This window comes from Pseudoalteromonas luteoviolacea H33-S (assembly GCF_001625695.1).
In the GTDB taxonomy this organism is placed as follows: domain Bacteria; phylum Pseudomonadota; class Gammaproteobacteria; order Enterobacterales; family Alteromonadaceae; genus Pseudoalteromonas; species Pseudoalteromonas luteoviolacea_B.
In genome coordinates this window covers 15794-35990 of record NZ_AUXY01000067.1, presented here as the reverse complement: position 1 = coordinate 35990, position 20197 = coordinate 15794, and the positions used below count along the sequence as shown (strand labels likewise).

At 41.8% G+C, this 20197-nt stretch carries 10 protein-coding genes and 2 pseudogenes; all 12 read right to left on the bottom strand.

Annotated elements, in window-relative coordinates; all coding sequences use genetic code 11:
- Positions 1–165 precede the first annotated feature (165 nt).
- The gene (locus tag N477_RS09730; protein WP_063363533.1) at positions 166–576 is read right to left on the bottom strand and encodes a hypothetical protein; all 411 of its coding nucleotides are present in this window, start codon (positions 574–576) and stop codon (positions 166–168) included.
- 878 nt (positions 577–1454) lie between these two features.
- Positions 1455–2450, bottom strand: a pseudogene (locus tag N477_RS09720) (transposase).
- Between the two features lie 159 nt (positions 2451–2609).
- Positions 2610–2981: a hypothetical protein gene (locus tag N477_RS09715; RefSeq protein WP_155731857.1), complete on the bottom strand. Its 372-nt coding sequence runs from the start codon at positions 2979–2981 to the stop codon at positions 2610–2612.
- A gap of 160 nt (positions 2982–3141) precedes the next feature.
- Complete coding sequence (locus tag N477_RS09710; protein ID WP_063363530.1) at positions 3142–3465, bottom strand: hypothetical protein; 324 nt, start codon at positions 3463–3465, stop codon at positions 3142–3144.
- Between the two features lie 108 nt (positions 3466–3573).
- On the bottom strand, positions 3574–4194 hold the full coding sequence (locus N477_RS09705) for a hypothetical protein (RefSeq protein WP_063363529.1): 621 nt from the start codon (positions 4192–4194) through the stop codon (positions 3574–3576).
- 1126 nt (positions 4195–5320) lie between these two features.
- A complete protein-coding gene (locus N477_RS09700) occupies positions 5321–6946 on the bottom strand; it encodes a methyl-accepting chemotaxis protein (RefSeq protein WP_081216580.1) in 1626 nt (541 codons plus the stop codon).
- A 660-nt stretch (positions 6947–7606) separates the two neighbouring features.
- The gene (locus N477_RS09695) at positions 7607–10156 is read right to left on the bottom strand and encodes a glycoside hydrolase family 3 protein (protein ID WP_063363528.1); all 2550 of its coding nucleotides are present in this window, start codon (positions 10154–10156) and stop codon (positions 7607–7609) included.
- On the bottom strand, positions 10153–11409 hold the full coding sequence (locus N477_RS09690; protein ID WP_063363527.1) for a sugar MFS transporter: 1257 nt from the start codon (positions 11407–11409) through the stop codon (positions 10153–10155). The genes N477_RS09695 and N477_RS09690 overlap by 4 nt, the downstream gene beginning before the upstream one ends.
- A gap of 93 nt (positions 11410–11502) precedes the next feature.
- On the bottom strand, positions 11503–14469 hold the full coding sequence (locus N477_RS09685; RefSeq protein WP_063363526.1) for a TonB-dependent receptor: 2967 nt from the start codon (positions 14467–14469) through the stop codon (positions 11503–11505).
- A 578-nt stretch (positions 14470–15047) separates the two neighbouring features.
- A pseudogene (locus N477_RS09680) lies at positions 15048–17705 on the bottom strand (family 16 glycosylhydrolase); the annotation flags it as partial.
- 280 nt (positions 17706–17985) lie between these two features.
- Positions 17986–18828, bottom strand: a complete 843-nt coding sequence (locus tag N477_RS09675; protein WP_063363524.1) for a LytR/AlgR family response regulator transcription factor — start codon at positions 18826–18828, stop codon at positions 17986–17988.
- 15 nt (positions 18829–18843) lie between these two features.
- Positions 18844–19950, bottom strand: a complete 1107-nt coding sequence (locus N477_RS09670) for a sensor histidine kinase (RefSeq protein WP_063363523.1) — start codon at positions 19948–19950, stop codon at positions 18844–18846.
- Positions 19951–20197 lie beyond the last annotated feature (247 nt).

Here is a 20197-nt window from a genome sequence, read left to right as displayed (position 1 = left end):
GGAAATTATGGCTTAAAGTTAAGCAAGGATCAGTGTGTATAACTTGACAGAGGGAGTCATACCAACGCCCCAAGCAGGGGCAACTTTTAAACTGGCTAAAATCGGAGCGAAGCGACGGGAGCCAGTTTAAAGTTGTCCCGTTGACTTGGTTTGTTAGGTTACTGATTATAAACACTTACTGCTACGTGTTCTGCGTACTTTTCGCCCTTCATTCGAAATAAAAACAAAATAATTATTCTCGATAGTGACTATCTTGTCTGTGACTATTATACCCACTGGAAGAGGATTTTGGCCGCTACTTTCTGTTACCTTGAGCGTAAGTTGCCCGTCTTTAATATACCAACTGCCCAAAGTAATGGAGTCTATTGAATTACATTTACCAGAAGTGTATTGAATATGCTCTATAACTCCATCATTTCTATAGGTGCTAACATGACCTTCTTGCCCATAATACATATCAGTTTTTGAAATTGTCCATGAGCCAACTAAGCGTTTTGAAAGTTCAATATCTGCAATTGGTTGAGCAATAACATCTATCGATATAGACAACAAAAACGCGACTACTATATATTTCAATTTAATCACCACTTTTAAAGTAACTTAACATTTTTATCTACGACAAATGTCGCATAACAACAGCTTTTCAGATACGCACTTTAATACCCTCAACCATAACAATAAGTTAAGCAGATGTCACCAAGTTGAAAACAGTTAAAGTATGTCACTTGCCGTATAACAGTGATATTTGAAAAAGAGCAAGTTGATTAGACACTTTTACAAGATAGAGAAATTATATAAATATCTTTTTGCCCAGTGAATTTGTGCCTGTCCCATTTGATTCTCCCTTTGATTCTCCCTTTGATTCATACTTCGTTTTCAAATAATACAGATTTATCTATTGGAAGCGATGTACACGTCAAATTGGCTGTTACGTAAGGCCAGTGAACTCTTTTCGCATGGATTACAAATCCTCGCTTCATAGTATATTTGGTCAAGGTAAAAGAACCTGGGCATAGCTCAACGGATCTGCGTAACAGTTTATATCTCAATATCTCATACGATTCATTAGTATTACCATCAACTCGTACAAGAAATGATTCTTTGCCTAGCTTTGTTTCAGAGAATCCATTAGCCCCACTCTGAGGGTAACCATCAATCGGCTTATATGAACTACAACCAACTATTCCCAAAAATAAAACTAATATTGCCGTTCTTAACAAAGTAACTCCATAGATGTATCACAATTTAATATTAAACAAAAAGGAAAACAAAAATGGACAGACACATTTCTAAAAGCGAAGCAAATTTCTAGATATCATTCCAAAACAATAGGCTATTCACAATAGAAATATCGAGAAGCACCTTACATTAGATATTAACTTTAAGTAGGAATATTTTCATTTTACTAAACAAGAAAAAACTAGATTTATAAGCAAGGATAAAACAACTTTTTACTAACCTACTCCCTTATACCAACTTACATCATTTTTAGCGGCATGCGCTCTTAATACCGTTTTCGAGCCTACAAAGTTACCATAGTGATTACCATAATTTTGCACTCTAACTAACCAAGTTGCTTCTTCAATTTTCAGTGATACTAGAATATCGGGCACACTCTTTGGTATGTACCCTTTCTTTTTCGGATGAACATGACGCCCCGTCCAATCAACTAGCTCGAGGTAATCCAATAAAGAGAAAGGTAATGTGTTTTCATACACTCTTGTACCAAACGATTTTAATGTTTTTGGCTGTTTGATTTGATGTGCATTTTCATTATTTTGATTAGGTTTTTGTGCACTTGCTTTAGAGTTTTTAAAGTGACTTATGCGCTCTTGAATCGAGGTGAAATCACTATCCTCTAAATTATTTGTCATGTTGGCTCGGATTGGGTTTAAATCTACATAAGCCATACAACTGAGCAATGCCGTTTCATCTAGCAAAGCTTGAGACTTGTACCGCCCTTCCCAGTATTTACCGGTACAGTTATCTTCTTTGTTTGCTTCTTTTGCTATGTATTCATTGAGGTTTTTCATAAACCAGCTGATGTCGTATAACCGAGATCGCCACTTTTCAATCAGTTCCGAAACAAGCAATTGCTCTGCTTCACTGAGAATATTGCCGTGAAGGTCTCTATCAATGATTGGACTACCCTTATACAGCTTATACCATCAAGATATTACCTCGTTATTTGACCAACTAAGTGCTTGCTGTCTATTCACTTTAACCACTAAATGATAGTGATTACTCATAATGGCATAAGCCGCTATTTCAATCGCAAATACACTGCTCAGCAGCTTTACTCTCTCGACTAACCATGTTCGTCTGTGGTCAAAGTTTTTACCTGTATATTTATCCTCCCCACACAAAAAAGCACGGCGTACACACCGTGCTATTAAGTGATAATAAGACGTCGACGACAAATCTATCAGTGCTTTCCTTGCTCTTGTCATTCCTATTCAACTCAATCAATAACTGGATATTTAAACAGTAGTAAAAAAGCGCGATTTGCGCAAAAAATTTGTGCCTGTCCTATTTTGGTTTTCGTTCAACACCCAGATAAGGTGCCGGCTTCGCGACACCTATCCTTATTTGTTATGTTTTCTTACCGTTCAGAAGCTGTCTGATTTAATAGTTAAGACATCACCTTCAGTATATAAAAGAGGACCTGCATAATAGCTTCCTTTTTTAAATAAATAGAAAGCTGATAATTCACCTAGTTTTCCTTTAATGGTAAAACCAACAGCGTTTTCGCTGGTACAAACAATAGAAATCTCATTAACACCACCAAATTGTGACTTTATATTTAGGGAATTACTCAAGCTTTCTTTTAGTTTTTTAATAGTTATTAATTGAGATTCATCAAGGCTAAAGCCATAAACTGATAGTAATTCATTATCGTTAGTGCCAACGTCAACCTTTTCTACGTGAGGTACTTGTTTAAAATATTCCTGACATAAAGGTAATGCAAAAGTTTTTGCCATTAGCACTACTTCTATGAACATCAGAGAAATCAGAAGTCTCATACTCAGTTTCCAAAAAACATAGCACCCTGTTAATAGGCGGATTATGCTTGGCTAAAATTAGCGAAGAATGAGCGTCAGCCAAGCAGTAAGGCGTCTATTTTAAACAGCTTGTTATGTTTTAATACGTTTGCACCCTTAATATATTAAAATACACTTTCTTCTTTGAGCAATCCGCACCTGTTGTTTGATGCAAAGTAATTGTATATTTGTTTGCCAAAGCTGTATTCAATAGCATTAGATTATTGTGAAACTCGTTCTCACTTACACTACCTAGATAGAAGCGATTACCTTGACAGTCATCTTGGTGAGGTTGATGGGAAATTTGAACCATGACCTCACGCCCCTCAACTAAAGTAAGCTCCTCAATTTTTCCTTTTGCAACAAATGAGTTAGCAACTGAATTAAAACTGCAAATCAAAGCTAATATTAATAAAATTTTCAATGAAGCTTCCTAAAACATAATGCTTGCTAAGCTAATAGACAAAATTGAATAAGCTAAAATTGAGCGAAGCGACGAGCTTATTTAATTTTGTCCTAGTTTAGCGCTTTGTTATGCGTAAATTTTACGCAACTCTTTAACTATGCCCTTAAACTCTTTACCGACTAAACCTAAGTTTTGATGAAAAGTAAATCCAGACTTTTTTATTTGAGCCAAATCAAGGGCTATTTGGGCATGCTTAGATGCTGACTCATCATTACCATTATTTGAGTTTATAATAGCTAAAGCTGCGTGCCAACGAAAAAAATCTATTGGAAACATTAGTCTGCTTTGGTTGGCATTTAAGACCGTTTCAGCTTTTGAATAAAAGTGCTCGAGTTTATTTTTGACAATTGTTAGCGGAAGTAGGATATATGCTTCCGTTTTTAAATTAGGAAATTCATGCTCTCTATTTAACGCTTTTTCGTAAGAATTTAACGCATCCTCTACCATATTTTTGGATATAAATGCGGATGCCATATCACAATAAGCTTGGGCATGATCAAAATCGTCTTTTAACTCAAAATATTTGTCTAAAAGAGCGATCGATACATCTGGATACTTTGTAGATAAAATAGATGCTTGGATTCTTAAATATTGCTCTTTTCTACGAGCACGCTTAAGCTTGAGATAAAACGCTTCTTCTATTTCATCATTCCATTCTATATTTCGATACCAATCTTCGTTGCCCAACGAAACTTTCCTTTACGTATAACAATTTAATATCGACCGAATAGGTCGTTTTTCTCTTTGCACCAGTTTTATCACAATAACTTACTTGTTGCTACAGCAATATTTTTCAATGATTATAGACATTATGGAAAGGATACAAACGACCCAATGGGTTGTTTTCTTGACTATGGGAGAAACGCATCAACACTGTATATAAACACAGCAGTTTTTTAGAGCTAACTTAATGAGAATTCGTTCAACATTTTTAAATCGCATCGTCGAGTTTATGTTGACTAAGCAATATTCACTCAGAATCGTTGATACATACCTTAAGTGGATTTCTTCCTATATTCATTTCATGGTAAGCGCCAATCTAAGTTGCCAATTGTTGCACCCCCTGAGGAGGCTAAATGTCTCATATCGTTTTTAAGTAAACGATATTATTTAATTTCAGGATTAATGTGCGAAAGGCTAATGACACAGCGCGAAGCGCTGGCATTCTTTTCGTGTAAGGTGAAGATAGCCATTTTAATCAAAGATAATCAACACACTCTTTAAACGCACCAAACTAGTTGCAATGGGTTAAGCATGGATCCTGAAACGAGTTCAGGATGACGGATTCGGGGGTAGCTGCATAACTGCTGATAAATCAACATCATAACACCTTTATTAATCCAAAGCACATCCTCTCTACGTCATTCCGGACTTGCTCCGGAAACCATAGATTAGTCACAAAGAAATGGTTCCTGAATCAGGTTCAGAATTAACGTGCAAAATCTAACGACTGCGAGCAAAGCGAGTACGTTCAACTTGTGCAAGGTGAATATCGTGCGAAAGGTTAATGGCAAAGTGCGAAGCGCTGACATTCTTTTCGCACAAGGTGAAATGAGCCATTTTAACCAAAGGTAATCCCCCCCTTTAAACGCACCAAACTAGTCGCAATGGAATAAGCATGGATCCTGAATCAAGTTCAGGATGACGGATTCGGGGGCATGTGCATAACAGGCCATGAATCAACATCATGACCCCATCTATTAACCCATCACTTATTCTCTCTACGTCATTCCGGACTTGCTCCGGAAACCATAAACTATCCTCAGAAGCGGTGGCTCCAGATTCAAGTTCACTAAAACAAACACTCGATGCATTAAGCTTTAAAAGAATCGACCTTTTCTTTTAAGTTGCTGGTGTAATCACCCAATGCACTACTCACCTCAGCATTGAGCTGCGCGTTTTTAGCAATTTCAATGATGCTGTTGTTAAACTCATTAATGTTGGTACTTATCTCAGCAATCACAGAGGTTTGCTCTTCAGTCGCAGTTGATACTTGCACATTCATATCGATGATCTCGTTCACTGCGCTATTGATTTCATTCATATACTTTGCCGACTCGTTCGCTTTTTCAACACTCGAAGTTGCACTCGTTTGCGCATTTTCCATTGCAGTAACTGCATTTTGCGCCATTGACTGTAACTTTGTGATCATCTCTTTAATTGACTCAGTTGCTTTTTGTGTATTATGTGCAAGCTGCCTAACTTCATCCGCAACAACCGCAAAGCCTCTGCCCGACTCGCCTGCCCGAGCAGCTTCAATCGCAGCATTTAATGCCAATAAATTGGTTTGTTCGGCAACACCTTGGATCATCAATACAACTTGGTTAATTTCGTTACTTTGCGTATTTAAAGCTTGAATTTGTTCGGTATTGTCTGCAACCAAGCCGGCTAACTGCTCAATCGATTGGATATTTTGAGTGATCGTACTCGTACCCTGCTGAGCAAGCGTTCCCGATGTTTCAGCTTTTTGTGCTGTTAACTGCGCATTGTTAGCCACTTCTTGAATAGCAGCACTCATTTGCGTCACAGCTGTCGCAATCATAGCGGTTTGCTGCTCTTGATCCTGAGACGTATTTGCCATCGATGAGCTGATGGATGTCAAATTGGTAGATGTCGAGGTCAATTCATCTATCATTTCAATAAGGCTTTGAACTAGGTTGTGCAAACAATCGACCATCATATTAAAGTCATTGCCAATTTCGCTAAGCTCGTCTTCGCCAACCACTTTTACCCGCTGCGTTAAATCCGCATTTTGTGCAATGGTTTTAATGGTGCGTCGCAACCCTTTTAATGGCTTATGGATAGAGCCGTAGATCAACCAACTGACACTCAACATGACAACAATGACGAGTACAGACGCGACTATCATACCCACCCTTGCATCATCCGCCTCTTCATGACTCACTTCAATCAGTTTGCTGGCTTCATCTAGCTGCAGCACCATCAGTTCATTGTAGCCTTCGCTCAGTGGGTCAAACGTCTCGTAGAGATCTTTAACAAACTGGTTGTAAGGCACAGAGTTAAACTTATCTTGTGCTATTAAGCGCTGATACTCTTGAATAAGCTGATTAACTTCCCGCTCAGATTGCTTAATTTGCTGAACTATCGATTGCTCTTGACTGGTCAACTTACCTCCTAAGTAAATTTCCCACTCGGCTATGGCTATTGATTTGGCCTCTTCAATATTATCAAGCGCTTGTGATGGCGTTAATTGCTTGCCTCTTAACTTATGCAATGTATCAACAATAACCACCGCATAATTATCTGACACCACTTTGATCTCTTTAAGTGGTAAAACTCGACCAGAGTACATCTTATCCATGTTCGTAACGAGGTGAGAAATCGTCGTGAGCGTAAACACTGTCGCAATCACAAAAAGGATTGCAGGTAATCCAGACAACGACAATAAACGGCTTTGTACAGAGAAATTATTCAACATCAAATTTTCCTTAGGCTTTGCCTAGTTACCTTGATATTTGAGTATTGACTAACTATGTGAAATTACAATGTAAAAACGGAACTGATCCACTAAAGTCTCGGTTCAAAATGACTGTTCAAACCACTTTGTCACATAATCGAAAACGATCATTGTGTGACGAGCGAATTTAGCGACGCATTCAATACTATAAACTTGCGATGTAATACACTTGGCAAAGCAATGCTAAAAAACTTAAAAACAGTACTTTATATGCAATGGGCTGCTGAGTCTTAAATGCTGAAATAAACGCGCAAATGAATGAAGATATGAGAGACAGGAAGCATACCATTGCCATCGCAAACACGATTTGTTGCGGCAGATAAAAATCACAGTCATATGAGCACCTATAGAACCGCTCTATCATTAAGCTGACCAGTATCGTTTGTAACGTCCCCCAAACGCTTAATACGAGCAAAACTAGATGAAAAAAATGTTGAAAGCTAAATACCTGTTTATAATCCACTGATAAATTCTTATCGAAAAAACATCAGCATTGTGAAGACAAAGCCATGACTTAAGGCTTAATGACGAACAATAAAAAACACACACTCATTAAGTACAAATTATGACCGGTCTTAAAAATAAAAAGCCCGCTATTTGCGGGCCTTAGTCAAGCTTACTCTAGTTACATTCAACGATTGAAGCTTCTGATGTTGATGCCCTAAGCGCTATTTTACTCAACCCTACTTCTGCGTTTCCAGCAAGCGAGAGTTTAAATGGCGACATTGTTTGAGATAACTCAGCGCCAAGGCTTGCAAAGCAAGTCAAAGGCACGGCTAGCTGCTGCCAATCACTTGTGAGCGCGCTCAATTTCTCATCTGGTATTTTCACTTGTGAGCTGCAATTGTTCTCCTCCTGACAATTCATTCCTATGTAGGCTTTTGAAATCGAGCCTGATTTTAAAGAGATATCAAATGTTAAGTACGCACTCGAGTTAACATACGCGCTGAGATCTTCAGGGAAACCATGTTTGCTCAACAATTGAATACCAGCAATTTTTTCATCACTAAAAGATAATTGCAGGCTGTCTTCCTGTACAAAACGGTCAATCGTTCTGTAGTCTACGCCATTGAGCTGCTCACTATTAGAACGGATAGGCTTTCTATCATTACTTTCAGTGAGATATAGCGCCCATGGCTTTTTAGGCTGACCATCGTATAACAACTCGACTTCATTGACGCTGGCACTAATATCAAAATACTCGCTCAAGCTGTCTTGCAAAGTATCCTTTGTTTCGTAATCCAATCCAAAGCCATATTCAAATAAGGGGGTTTGTCCGTCAAAACGATTAACGTGTTGCGTCGGTGAATTCGGCCACGAAAACGACAGCTTACCTTTAAAGTCATATTGAATACTGTCATTTTTATCTTTTAGTAGCACATCAGCCACACCACCGCCTTCAGAGCCCGGTAGCCAAAGTGCCACAAAAGCATCGCTGGCGTTTAGCTCAGCATTCATCCACATCGGACGACCACTGATGAAAAGTGATACTACTGGGATACCTTGCGCTTTTAATGACTTTAATAACGTCAAGTCCTTGTTAGTGCCGTATTGATACGCCAAATGCGGTCTATCCCCTTGTCCCTCTGCGTAAGGCTCCTCTCCAAATACAACAATTGCGACGTCGGGCTTATTACCTTTATCGTACGAACCATCAGGGCTTAATGTAATATCACCACCCGCTTTCAAGACTTGTTGTTTGATACCTTCATAAATCGAGGTACCACCAGGAAAGTCAGCATTGGCGTTATTGGTTCCTTGCCAAGTAATGGTCCACCCACCTGACTGTTTACCTATGTTATCTGCGCCATCTCCAGCAATTAAAATGTTTTGTTTAGGAGATAAAGGTAAGATCCCCGCTTTGTTCTTGAGCAGCACAAGTGATTTTCTGACGGCTTCTCTGGCAAGGGCTCGATGTTGGTCACTACCCATTATTTTGCTGTCACCAGCATAAAGCCGCTGCGCAGGACCTGGCTTATTGAACAGACCCGCACGTATTTTTACTCTTAAAATACGACTCACCGCATCATTCACACGACTAAGTGGTATAGTGCCGTCTTCCACTTGACTGACCGTATTGTAAAACAATGCCTTCCAACTTTGCGTTGGTGCCATAAACATGTCTAATCCCGCATTGATTGCTTGCGGACAATTATCATTGGTGCATCCTTGGATCTGACCATGGCCATTCCAATCTCCAACAACAAAGCCATCAAAGCCCATTTGGTCTTTCAGCACTGTTGTCAGCAAGTATTTATTGCCATGTATCTTGTCGCCATGCCAGCTATTAAAGGATGCCATTACAGACTGAGAACCTGCTTTTAAGCCGCCTACGTAGCCTTGTGCATGAACTTTAAATAGTGTCTCTTCGTTAGCAACGTTGTTCCCTTGATCATCTCCCTTGAGAGTCCCACCGTCGCCAACAAAATGTTTGACTGTGCTGATCACATGCTGCTCTTTGAATACGGTATTTGAGTTCCCGTCACCTTGAAGCCCTTTAACAATGGCATAGGCGTAGTCCCCGACTATTTCTGGGTCTTCTGAATACCCTTCGTACGTTCTTCCCCACCGGTCGTCTCTTACAGTGGCAACCGTGGGAGCAAAGATCCAATCAATACCCGTAGCCAGCACTTCTTTTGCGGTAACTTGAGCGATTTTTTCTATCAATGCAGGGTCGTTTGCAGCACCCAGACCAATATTATGAGGGAATAAAGTCGCGCCAATCACATTGTTATGACCGTGAACCGCATCGGTGCCCCACATCGTCGGGATCGTCGATCCATCCATAGACGCATCAATAGATGCTTGATACATAGATTCAGCCAATGCCACCCAATCCGGCACTGACGCATGTTTGTCGCCATTTGGAAAAGCTCCACCACCATTTAAATAAGATCCGAAGCCATATTTGCGCATATCTTCAACCGTGATATCGCGTATTTCTGGTTGGATCATTTGCGCGACTTTCTGCTCAATGGTCATCTCAGCCAAAAGCGCTTTAACTTGAGATTCAACCTCTTCAGATTTTTCGATTTCAGACACAATATTTGGCCAAATAGTTGGATCTTGGTCTTTATCAGCTGTTGTCTCTAATCGTTTTGACTGCTCGCACGCACTGAGCAAACTCACCATACATACACAAAATAAAGAGGTTCGTTTTAAGTTGTTCATTGTGCAGTCTCCTTTGTCGATTTTATATGGCACCCCCAAAGTCCAAAATAAGCAATGAAGATATAACAAGCAGCGGGCAAAAAGAATGAGCCCTGTAGCCCGATATTGTCGGCAAGCAATCCTTGTAAAATAGGGATTATCGCACCACCGACAATCGCCAAGCACAATAAGCCTGAGCCACGACTTGCGTCTTGGCCTAAGCCCGAAATTGCTAAACTGAAAATCGTCGGAAACATAATAGAATTGAATAAACCAACCGCGAGCATCGCCCACATCGCAAGTGCGCCGGTTTGATTAACTGCAAATACAATCAGGCACATTGAAACAACAGCATTAAACGCCAGTACCTTTCCACCTGCAATTTTTTGCATCACCGCAGCCCCAATAAATCGCCCGATCATTGCTCCGCCCCAATAGTATGCAATGAGCTTGGCAGCTTCTGCTTCATTCAAGCCTGCAATGCTGGGTTGATGTAAAAAGCTTACTAGAAAACTGCCAATCGACACTTCTGCACCCACATATAAAAAGATGCCAACAGCGCCTAAAATCAAGTGTGGATGATCAGTCAGTGGTCTGGTGCTTTTAGGGAGCTCATCTTGTGATTCGACCAATTTTGGTAACTTAAGTGCAGCAAAGACAATCGCCAATACCCCCAATACACCTGCAAGCAATAAGTATGGTGCTTGTACCGCTTCAGCACCACTCGATACCGAATCTTGCCCTGTAGAAAACAGCAAATATGCACCAAAAAATGGTGCAATAGTGGTACCCAGTGAATTGAAAGCCTGTGTCAACGTTAACCTTGAAGGTGCGGTTTCTGGTTTACCCAGTGCGCTTACATAAGGGTTCGCAGACACTTGTAATACGGTGATCCCTGAGGCCAGTACAAACAACGCAAGTAAAAATACTTCGTATAATCCAACAACGGCTGCTGGTACAAACATCACACAGCCCAAAGCGGCTATGAATAAGCCAAGTACAATTCCTTTTTGAAAGCCAATTTTACTGACTAGATTTCCTGCGGGGATCGAAACAATGACGTACGCGCCAAAAAAACAAAATTGCACAAGCATCGCTTGCGTGTAGCTAAGTTGAAATGCCCCTTTTAGGTAGGGAATTAAAATATCATTCAGGCAGGTAATAAACCCCCACATGAAAAATAAACTGGTGAGCGCACAAAGTGCAAATCCAATGTTTTTAGGGTATTCGGATGATTGCACTTGCGCAGCTTTTGAAGCAAACTCGGTTGCCATAATAAAAACTCCAACCAGCATCGAGCCAATGCAACAACGTCTGCTGCATGCTCAATACTTAAAAATAACTAAGAGATAAGTAAGTGATTAGATTTACTGAAAGCTGTATCTCACACCCAAGGTATACCTCGGGCCGTACTGCCTTGCGAATAAGAACTGTCGTTCAAATCGTCCAAAACCTTGTTCGGTTTCATCGTTGAGATTTATGCCCTCAAAAAAGACCGTCCAGCGTTCATCAAGGTCGTAATTTACGCTGGCATCTAACTGGGCATACGCCTTGGCAAACTGCGGCGGATTGTCAGCAGAACCTTGATCTTGACCAACGCCTATCAAATACTCATCACGCCACGCGTAAGTCAACTTAATAGACAGTCCATCTTTCTCATAAAAGACTTGTGCATTTGCAGAATCACTTAACCCCGTTAGCGGTGTTTGCTGATCTAAACTGTTTACATCAAATTCCACGTCGCCATCGACAAACGTTGCGTTTAGTCCGATGCCAAAGCCACTTTCACCAAACACATGCTGAAAGGCCACTTCAAATCCATCGACCTTTTTAGTATCTGTGGCATTAAATGGTTGGGTTATTTGCCAAACTAATGATGGATCATCGTCAGCAGGTTCAATGTAACCTTGCGAGTTAAGCGTCGCGCCATTAGCCTGCATTTGCAGAAAAATAGCATCACTGGTTGCTTGCTCACCGCGCGCTTCAATATCGGCAACCGCTTGATTCCATCTCGGACCTTGATAAATATCTTTAAATCCATCAATAGTTGTTTCATTAACCCGACTTCCAATGAAGTTTTTAACTGACTTTTTAAAGTAACCGATTGCTGCGTAACTGCTTTCATCGTAATAATATTCAAGGCTTAAATCTAAATTTGTAGACTCAAATGGCTCTAAATTTGTATTACCTTCATTGCCGTTACGTGAACCTATTTTAGGGCTTCCAGAGAGCACGCGTCCCCCCGCCAAATCACCCAGTGGTGCACGTGTAATGGTTTTACCCCAAGAGACTCGGCCTACCAACTCATCGGTGATATCCACTTTCACATCAAGCATTGGCAGCAGCACATCATGCTGTCCTTCAGAAGTATAAGTATTATCCTCTGGGAGATATTGTGTGTGCCACTCACTGCCACCTAGCCACCAAACCGAAATCGGAATTTGTTGTTCATCAACACTGGTTACATCGGTTTCTTCATATCGAACCCCGATATTCAAAGCAACTGGGAATGAGGCGACTTCAAATTCCCAAGCACTCTGAACATAAAAGCTCATTGTCTCTTCTTGAACAGAGCCTCGAGAAAAAGTCCCCATATCATGGTAAGCCGTGGTGGCAAAATAATCGTCACCGCCGAGCACCTCATTGGTGAGGAATGCTTCAGAGCGTGCTACTACCTCATCAAAGTCAAAGGTATAGTAATAATTCGGGCTCAAATTTGCACCGCCACTGGCAAATGCATCTAAAAACCCATTGGTATTGTTTCTGATAAACATGCTGTCAGGGAACATTTGTGGCCACGCCGGATTAAACAAAAAACCGCCAATTAGACCACTCCAAGCGTTAGAGCCGCCCATCGTTTGGTCCGTCATAGCAACACCAAATTTGACATCAATCAGTGGAATGTCAAAGCGGTCATTTTCCCATGTTGCATCTATTTGCAACTGTTGAACTTCAGCCTTTCCAGGTGAGTGAACAAACTGGCTAAAGTGCGAGTCAATTTCACTTTCAAGCAGTGTTGTGGAGCCATTCAGCCAATGTATTTGCGCATGTGGAATATCACCGGTGCGATAATCATAGTTTTTAGTGCGTAACTGATCTGAACCCAACACCAAAGAACCTTCACTACCGATGCCTTTATCAATACCGTTATCAGTTTCACTTGATGAGTCATGATAATCCACGGCGATATGCCATACGTCATTAATTTGCCAGTCGATATTGATACCTGCGGACTTTTCAATGACTTCGGTTGTTGAGCGTGATGCGGTAAAAGAGCCGTCATTGCCGCTAATATCGGCAAAAACCGCTGTGCCATTTTCATCTAACTCATAGGCATTGATATTGCCGCCATATTCATTCCACATCCCCCAACCTATGCCATTTTTGCCTGTCACGGCTTTGGTATGGGTATAGTCTACTGAGAACACTAGGTCATCAGTGGGCGCATACTGAAACACAATATGGCCATTGGTTCTGTCCCTTTCTAAATCTTCAATGCCATAGTTCATGTCACGAGGAAAAAAGTGATCTCCTACTCGATTCCCATCTTTATCTAATGGCCTAGGATCAATCACCTTGCTGTCATCGATATTACCGGGCAAATCGACATTGGCTTGCCAGCCCTGAATATGCGCCTGTTGCTTTTGAAAATCTCTTTCATGATGTGTAAGAGAGAACGACACACCAAATGTATCGTCAATAAAGGTGTTGGAATAAAGCGCTGATAATTCAGGCGTGACATCGTCATTTTCGACGTTTGACGAATCATGAATCGCTTTTGCCGAAAAGGTATAGCGCTCACCGGGACTTGCCAGCGGTTTTCTAGTCACAATGTTAACTGTGGCGCCTAGGCCACCACTTGGGTTTTCCGCTCGTGCTGTTTTAAATACCTCTAATGCCATTACACCATCAGCAGATAAATTCTCAAGGCTGTAAGATCTTGAGTTACCTGTACCAGGCATTTGTCGACCATTTAATGTAATTAAATTGAAATCCGGACCAAAGCCTCTGACTGTGATCTGGGAGCCTTCACCATTACTTCGACTAACCGCAACACCAGTAATGCGCTGTAGAGATTCAGCCAAGTTTGTGTCTGGAAATTTACCCATTTCCTCTGCTGAAATCGCATCCACAACCCCTGATGCACTTCTTTTTAGATTCATAGCACGGGTCAAACTGCCCTTGATCCCACGGATCTCAATGACTTCTATTTCTGTATTTTGCGCATCTGTCGTTAAATTTGTTGCTGATTGTTCTTCACCATATACCTGCCCTGATAGAGCTAATGACACACACAAAGCCACGCGCGAAGATACAAATTGAACTTGTTTCATAACTAACCTACATAAATTCTCTGTTCTGGGGGTAAATTTACCCCCTTGTATTTGCCGCGTTACGGCACCGTGATTTCTGCGTTATCAACTCTGTAAACCGCACCTTCGCCAGTACCCCATGCAGGGAACACCATCACCACATTGATTTTTGATAAATCTAAGCCTGCGTCAGCCAACGACTGTAAAGAGTAGGTATAGGTTTGCCACTGCCCTGTAACTGGCGCTTGAGCTTCAATGCTCGCACTCAAATCGAGCTCAACAGCTGTTTGCGCATCGAGTGATTCAATTTTGAATTTCCAAGTACTACCGGCGTCATTAGGGGCGTTGACCACTTTCATATCAAAACGAACAACTCCCTCTGCTAGCAAAGCACTTGCATCAAAATGTGCACCAGCATTTGCCAAAAATCCCATCACCGTCGGCTCGGCGCCAATTGAGAATTCAGCTGTCATACCATGCTCTGCATCGTCTTGCTGCTCTGTAGGGATAGAGCCGCCACAACAATCCCAAATTGGCCAGCTACTGTTTTGTCCATCTTTAAAAAGCGTAAGAGACTGAGCTTGAGGCACTGAACTTGGATTGTAGATAAGCACGTTATCTAGCCTAAATACAGCCCCTTCACCAGTTCCCCAAGCGGGAAAGACCATCACAACATCAATCGCTGTCACATCTAACCCTGCTTCTAATAAACTTTGCAGGGAATAAGTATAGGTTTGCCATTGACCAACGGCTGGTGCTTTACCTTCTTGACTTGCTGCCAAGTCCAGCTCAACCGCGGTGGTCGCATCCATAGATTCAATCTTGAACTTCCAAACAGACTCTGCGTTGGCGGGCGCATTCACCACTTTCATCTCAAATTGAATGACCCCCGATTGCAAAAACTCACTGCTATCGAGATAAACACCATCGTCTGCAAATAAACCAACCACTGTCGGTTCGCCACCGATGGTATATTCAGCCGTCATGCCATGTTGTGCATCATCATTAACGATTTCAGGTGTCGACCCACCGCAACAGTCCCATAGTGACCACTGTGACAGCACATCATCTTGAAATAGCACATGCCCTTCGAATGTTGGCGCATCCATTGGTTGATAGAATTTCACATTATCGACGCGATAAAGTGCGCCTTCACCCGTGCCCCATTCTGGGAAAATCATCACCACGTCAATGGCACTCACATCCAGCCCTGCGCTGGCTAAATCAGAGATCTTAAATGTATAGGTTTGCCATTTCCCTGTAACCGGTGCTAAACCCTCAATGCTACTGTTGAGGTCGAGCTCTGCAGCGGTTTCAGCATTGTTGCTCTCTAATTTTAACTTCCAAACCGATTCGGCGTTCGCTGGCGCATTAACGACTTTCATTTCAAATTGAAGCATGCCATTGTCAAACATCGGTGAGGCGTCAAACGGTGCTGGTGATCCCCCTGCTTCGGAGGTATTGTCAGTGCGTGATATAAAACCTAAGACAGTTGGTTCACTCCCCACAGAGAACTCAGCAACATTGCCGTGCTGGGCATCGTCTTCAACAATTTGTGGTGTTGTGCCTCCACAGCAGTCCCATAATGGCCAATCTGGATTAATCGACTCTTCAAAAACGACAAATGGTTGAGGCGCAGATACGCCATCGCCAGCAATGCGCATGTTGGTAACTTGATATACCGCGCCCTCGCCACTGCCCCACGTTGGGAATATCATCACAGCATCGATTGCATTCGGAGTAAGCCCGCTATCTACCAAAGCTTGCAAAGGAAATGTGTACGTTTGCCACTGTCCAAGTGCCGGTGCTTGACCTTCAACACTGGTGGTCAAGGCAACTTCGGCTACCGTTGATGCATCAACGCTTTCAACTTTTAAAAGCCAGGGGGTGTCAGTGGAACTTGGTAAACTCACTACCTTCATTTCAAAACTCAGCGTACCGCTACTTATAAGCGGGCTTGCATCAAAAGGCGTGGCTTCACCCTCAGGATCAGTAATAAAATCCTCGCGAGAAATAAACCCATTCACGGTTGGGCTTTCTCCAACCACAAATTCATACACAGCGCCTTTTTCAGCGTCATCGACTAAGGCTGGTGTTGACCCGCCACAGCAGTCCCAAGCTGGCCAGTTCGGATTGGGTGTACCGGTAAATATATCTAGGTCCTGGGCGATGCCGGAAGAAGGCGGAATTGGCGTGGGTGCTTTGCCCTCCACTAATGCATCCTCTAAACTATCAAAGCCACCGCGTACTGTGTCACACCCTTTACCCGTCTCTGGGTTAATTTGGCATTGATACACACGCACATAATCGATCTCAAAATGCTGACCGTTGGCAAAAGCAGAGGCATCTACGCCTAACTCATTGACGCTCTCAGGCCAGTCTCCCCCAACTGCAAGATTGAGTAGCATATGGAATGCTTGGTCATACGGCGCGTTGTCCCAATGTGTTTCTAACTCGCCAGAATCTTGTCCAAAGTACTCTGTGAACCATCCGCGATAAACTAGCCCTACTGCATCACCATTACCATTATAAAGCGCTTGCGAACGGCGCTGAGTTTGGTATAGGTAGCCATCCACATACCAACGAATTTCCCCTTCTTGCCACTCAATGGCATAAGTGTGAAAGTCATCCGCGGGGTTCATATCATCTGGTAATAAGTATTCTTTGCCACTTGATTCGTTGTCTGGCCAGTCTTTACCATAATGTAAAGTGCCATATACATGTCGCTCTAAGGTCCCATCTTCTCGTTTTGCTTTTAGATTTACCGACTCAACCACATCAATTTCACCGGACTTTGGCCATCCACCGTATGCCTCATCTGTGGGTAACAGCCAAAATGCTGGCCAACTTCCTTGGCCAGATGGTAATTTCGCCCGCACTTCAAAACGTCCATACTTGAAATCTGCTTTGTTTTTAGAACTTAACCTTGCTGACGTATAGGGTTTTTGCTCCCCCTCTGCCGCCGGTAAAGCGACAATATGGAGTACGCCATTATCAATATAAGAGTTGTCATTACTGTCTGTATAGCATTGTTGCTCATTGTTACCGCCACCTGCACAATTCACTTCATGCAGCCATTTATTGGCATCAATGGTGTCTGTATCGAACTCATCACTCCATACGAGTTGCCAATCAGAGACGGGAACTTCTGGTGAGATTTGGCTGGTATCAGTGTTCGTTTCAGCGCCCCCGCCACACCCTTGCAGTGTCGCACTCAGCAGGCAAACGCCAAACACTTGGTTTACTGTTGGTTTCATTTCATCACTTCCACATTTGCCCACAGTGCATATGTGATATTTTCTTATTTAAAAACATCCCACTGTGAACCTTGGCACATTTATCGTTGTCATTTGGCCAAATGCATTTAGTTTAAATGCAAATTAAAAATGTAAATTTGGCAGTTAAAATATTGATAGAAAGATAATAATGTGACAATTGAAATGCGCTATCGCGGTGCAATTTTGCGTCAATGCTGGTGCAGCTGCACCGCGCACGACAAAACGAAACAATTACGCGATGAAATGTGAGGTATAATGACTACAAAAATGTATCTCCCACACGAGATTTCAGTAATGACTTCAATGTATCACTATAATTCCGGCTCACTTTGAGCCGGATATCTCCCCCTAAATCCAACATCGATTCATTGTTCTTTAGTGTGGTAAAACTTTTAACAAAATTCACATTGACCAAGGTGGATTTATGAATTCGTGCAAACGTCTTATTGTCTAACTCTTCACAGAGTCGCTTGAGCGTGATCCGCACAACATAGTTTTCCTTATCAGTGTGAATACACATGTAATCCCCAGCAGCATCAACCCACATAATGTCATCGACGCATAAGAACACTTGCTCATTGTCATGATTCTTGATCAGTAATTCATGTCTTGGCTTTGTCGGAAATGGCGCGCTTTCTTTATCTAGCCACTCTTGTAACTGTGAAATACTTAGGCCTGATGATTCACCTAACGCTTTTAAAAGCTTGGCTTTTTCTTCACTCTTTTGAGACCGAGTTGATTCACTGAGAGAGTCACGGATCCTGTCTACTGTTTTTTTAAGCCTGCCAAGATTCACAGGCTTCATGAGGTAATCCAAAGCGTTCAGTTCAAAAGCTTCTATCGCATAGTCGCTATACGCACTGACAAACACAACTAGTGGCATCGTATCTGACTGCAAACCTTGAACCACTTCAAGGCCACTGAGTCCCGGCAGCCTTAAGTCAATAAACAATACATCTGGCTGGTGCTCATGACACAAGCGAATTGCATCATCGCCGTCAAACCCTTCTCCGACTATCTGAATATCAGATATGTTCTCAAGTCTAAGTCTTAGACCTTCTATTGCCAGAGGTTCATCATCCACCAGTACCGCAGTAATCATATTTGTTTCCAATTCTTATTTTGCTATCACAAAGGGGATAATCAATGTGACGCGTGTTTTTGTATTACCATTCTCAACGTCGAGTTCACATGGCGTACTAAAAAAGGTTTCTAGGCGCTCTTTGGTGTTACTTAACCCTATCCCAAAGCCTTTTTCATTGGGTTTGCTTGAGACTCCCCCGTCGTTCTCGACCAAAACCTTTAAATGCTCATCTTGTTTAGTAACCTGAATATCTATGAGGCTTTGCTGTTTTCTCGCTTCAACCCCGTATTTAATCGCGTTCTCTACAATCGGCTGTAAAACCAAAGGAGGGATCTTGGCCTGCTTTGCCTTGTCGTCGATGTCAAAATTAACCTTTAGGCGTTCCCCAAATCGAACTTTCTCAATACTCAAATACAATTCGATTAGCTCTAGTTCTTTGCCTAGGTGACTCGCATCTGATGTGTCGTGTTGGAGCGACGCACGGAAGAAATCACAGAGTTTGTCTAACATCTCTTGTGCCATATCATTCTCTTTTTTCATGATCAAAGTCGAGATGGCATTCATGGTGTTAAACATAAAGTGAGGATTTAGCTGATATCTCAGCATTTGCAGCTGTGCATCTTTTGCCGCCGTTTGGGCTCTAAGCAACATTTCATGCTCTTTTTGCAAACGCGCGTTGTAGAGCATAATAAAAAATATCGCGGTCCACACAAACATGGTAGAAACCGAAAACAAAAACCATCCACCAAACTCAAGCATATTAAGTTCTTGATACCATACTTGGTTGTAAACTATGGTTTTATATGAAGCCAGCTTAATGATATTAAATACCAAGCCTAAAATAGCAGCGCTGACAAAGCTTGCTATTAAAGTACGCTTAAGCGGCCAATGCACGATACGCCTGATGATCGACCACTGTAAAAACGACAAGATAAAGCCAAACCCCACCTCAACTGCCAAGTTCAATAACTGGCCAATTAAGTTAAAGTTGCTGTCATCAAACTGTGGATGAATAATCGAGATAAATACAACGACGGTGTAACCAATCCAGCCTAAGATCTGTAAAGACCAAAATTGATGACTTTGCTTTGAAAAAGCTTGCAGTGAAATGGTTAATTCTGATTGGGTTGGCGCATTCATTATTATTGTACGGTATAAACTTATCCTACTTGAGTATAAGCGCACATGTCAGAGGAACCCAAATCAGCAACAAATATTATTGAGCACGCTCAAATCTATTCTTTAATCAGAAAACCAAATTATAATCCATTGAATTTACGTATATTTATAAAATCAATAGAAGGAATAGGTGTTGAGGCACTCAAACAAAAACGCCCTCGGCCATATGACCGAGGGCGTTAAAAATCGATATTACTTTTTAAAAGCT

Excerpts from the sequence above, each read along its gene's own strand:
- N477_RS09715 (WP_155731857.1), bottom strand. The coding sequence starts at position 2,981 with ATGGCAAAAACTTTTGCATTACCTTTATGTCAGGAATATTTTAAACAA.
- N477_RS09700 (WP_081216580.1), bottom strand. The coding sequence starts at position 6,946 with ATGTTGAATAATTTCTCTGTACAAAGCCGTTTATTGTCGTTGTCTGGA.
- N477_RS09695 (WP_063363528.1), bottom strand. The coding sequence starts at position 10,156 with ATGAACAACTTAAAACGAACCTCTTTATTTTGTGTATGTATGGTGAGT.
- N477_RS09690 (WP_063363527.1), bottom strand. The coding sequence starts at position 11,409 with ATGGCAACCGAGTTTGCTTCAAAAGCTGCGCAAGTGCAATCATCCGAA.
- N477_RS09685 (WP_063363526.1), bottom strand. The coding sequence starts at position 14,469 with ATGAAACAAGTTCAATTTGTATCTTCGCGCGTGGCTTTGTGTGTGTCA.
- N477_RS09675 (WP_063363524.1), bottom strand. The coding sequence starts at position 18,828 with ATGATTACTGCGGTACTGGTGGATGATGAACCTCTGGCAATAGAAGGT.
- N477_RS09670 (WP_063363523.1), bottom strand. The coding sequence starts at position 19,950 with ATGAATGCGCCAACCCAATCAGAATTAACCATTTCACTGCAAGCTTTT.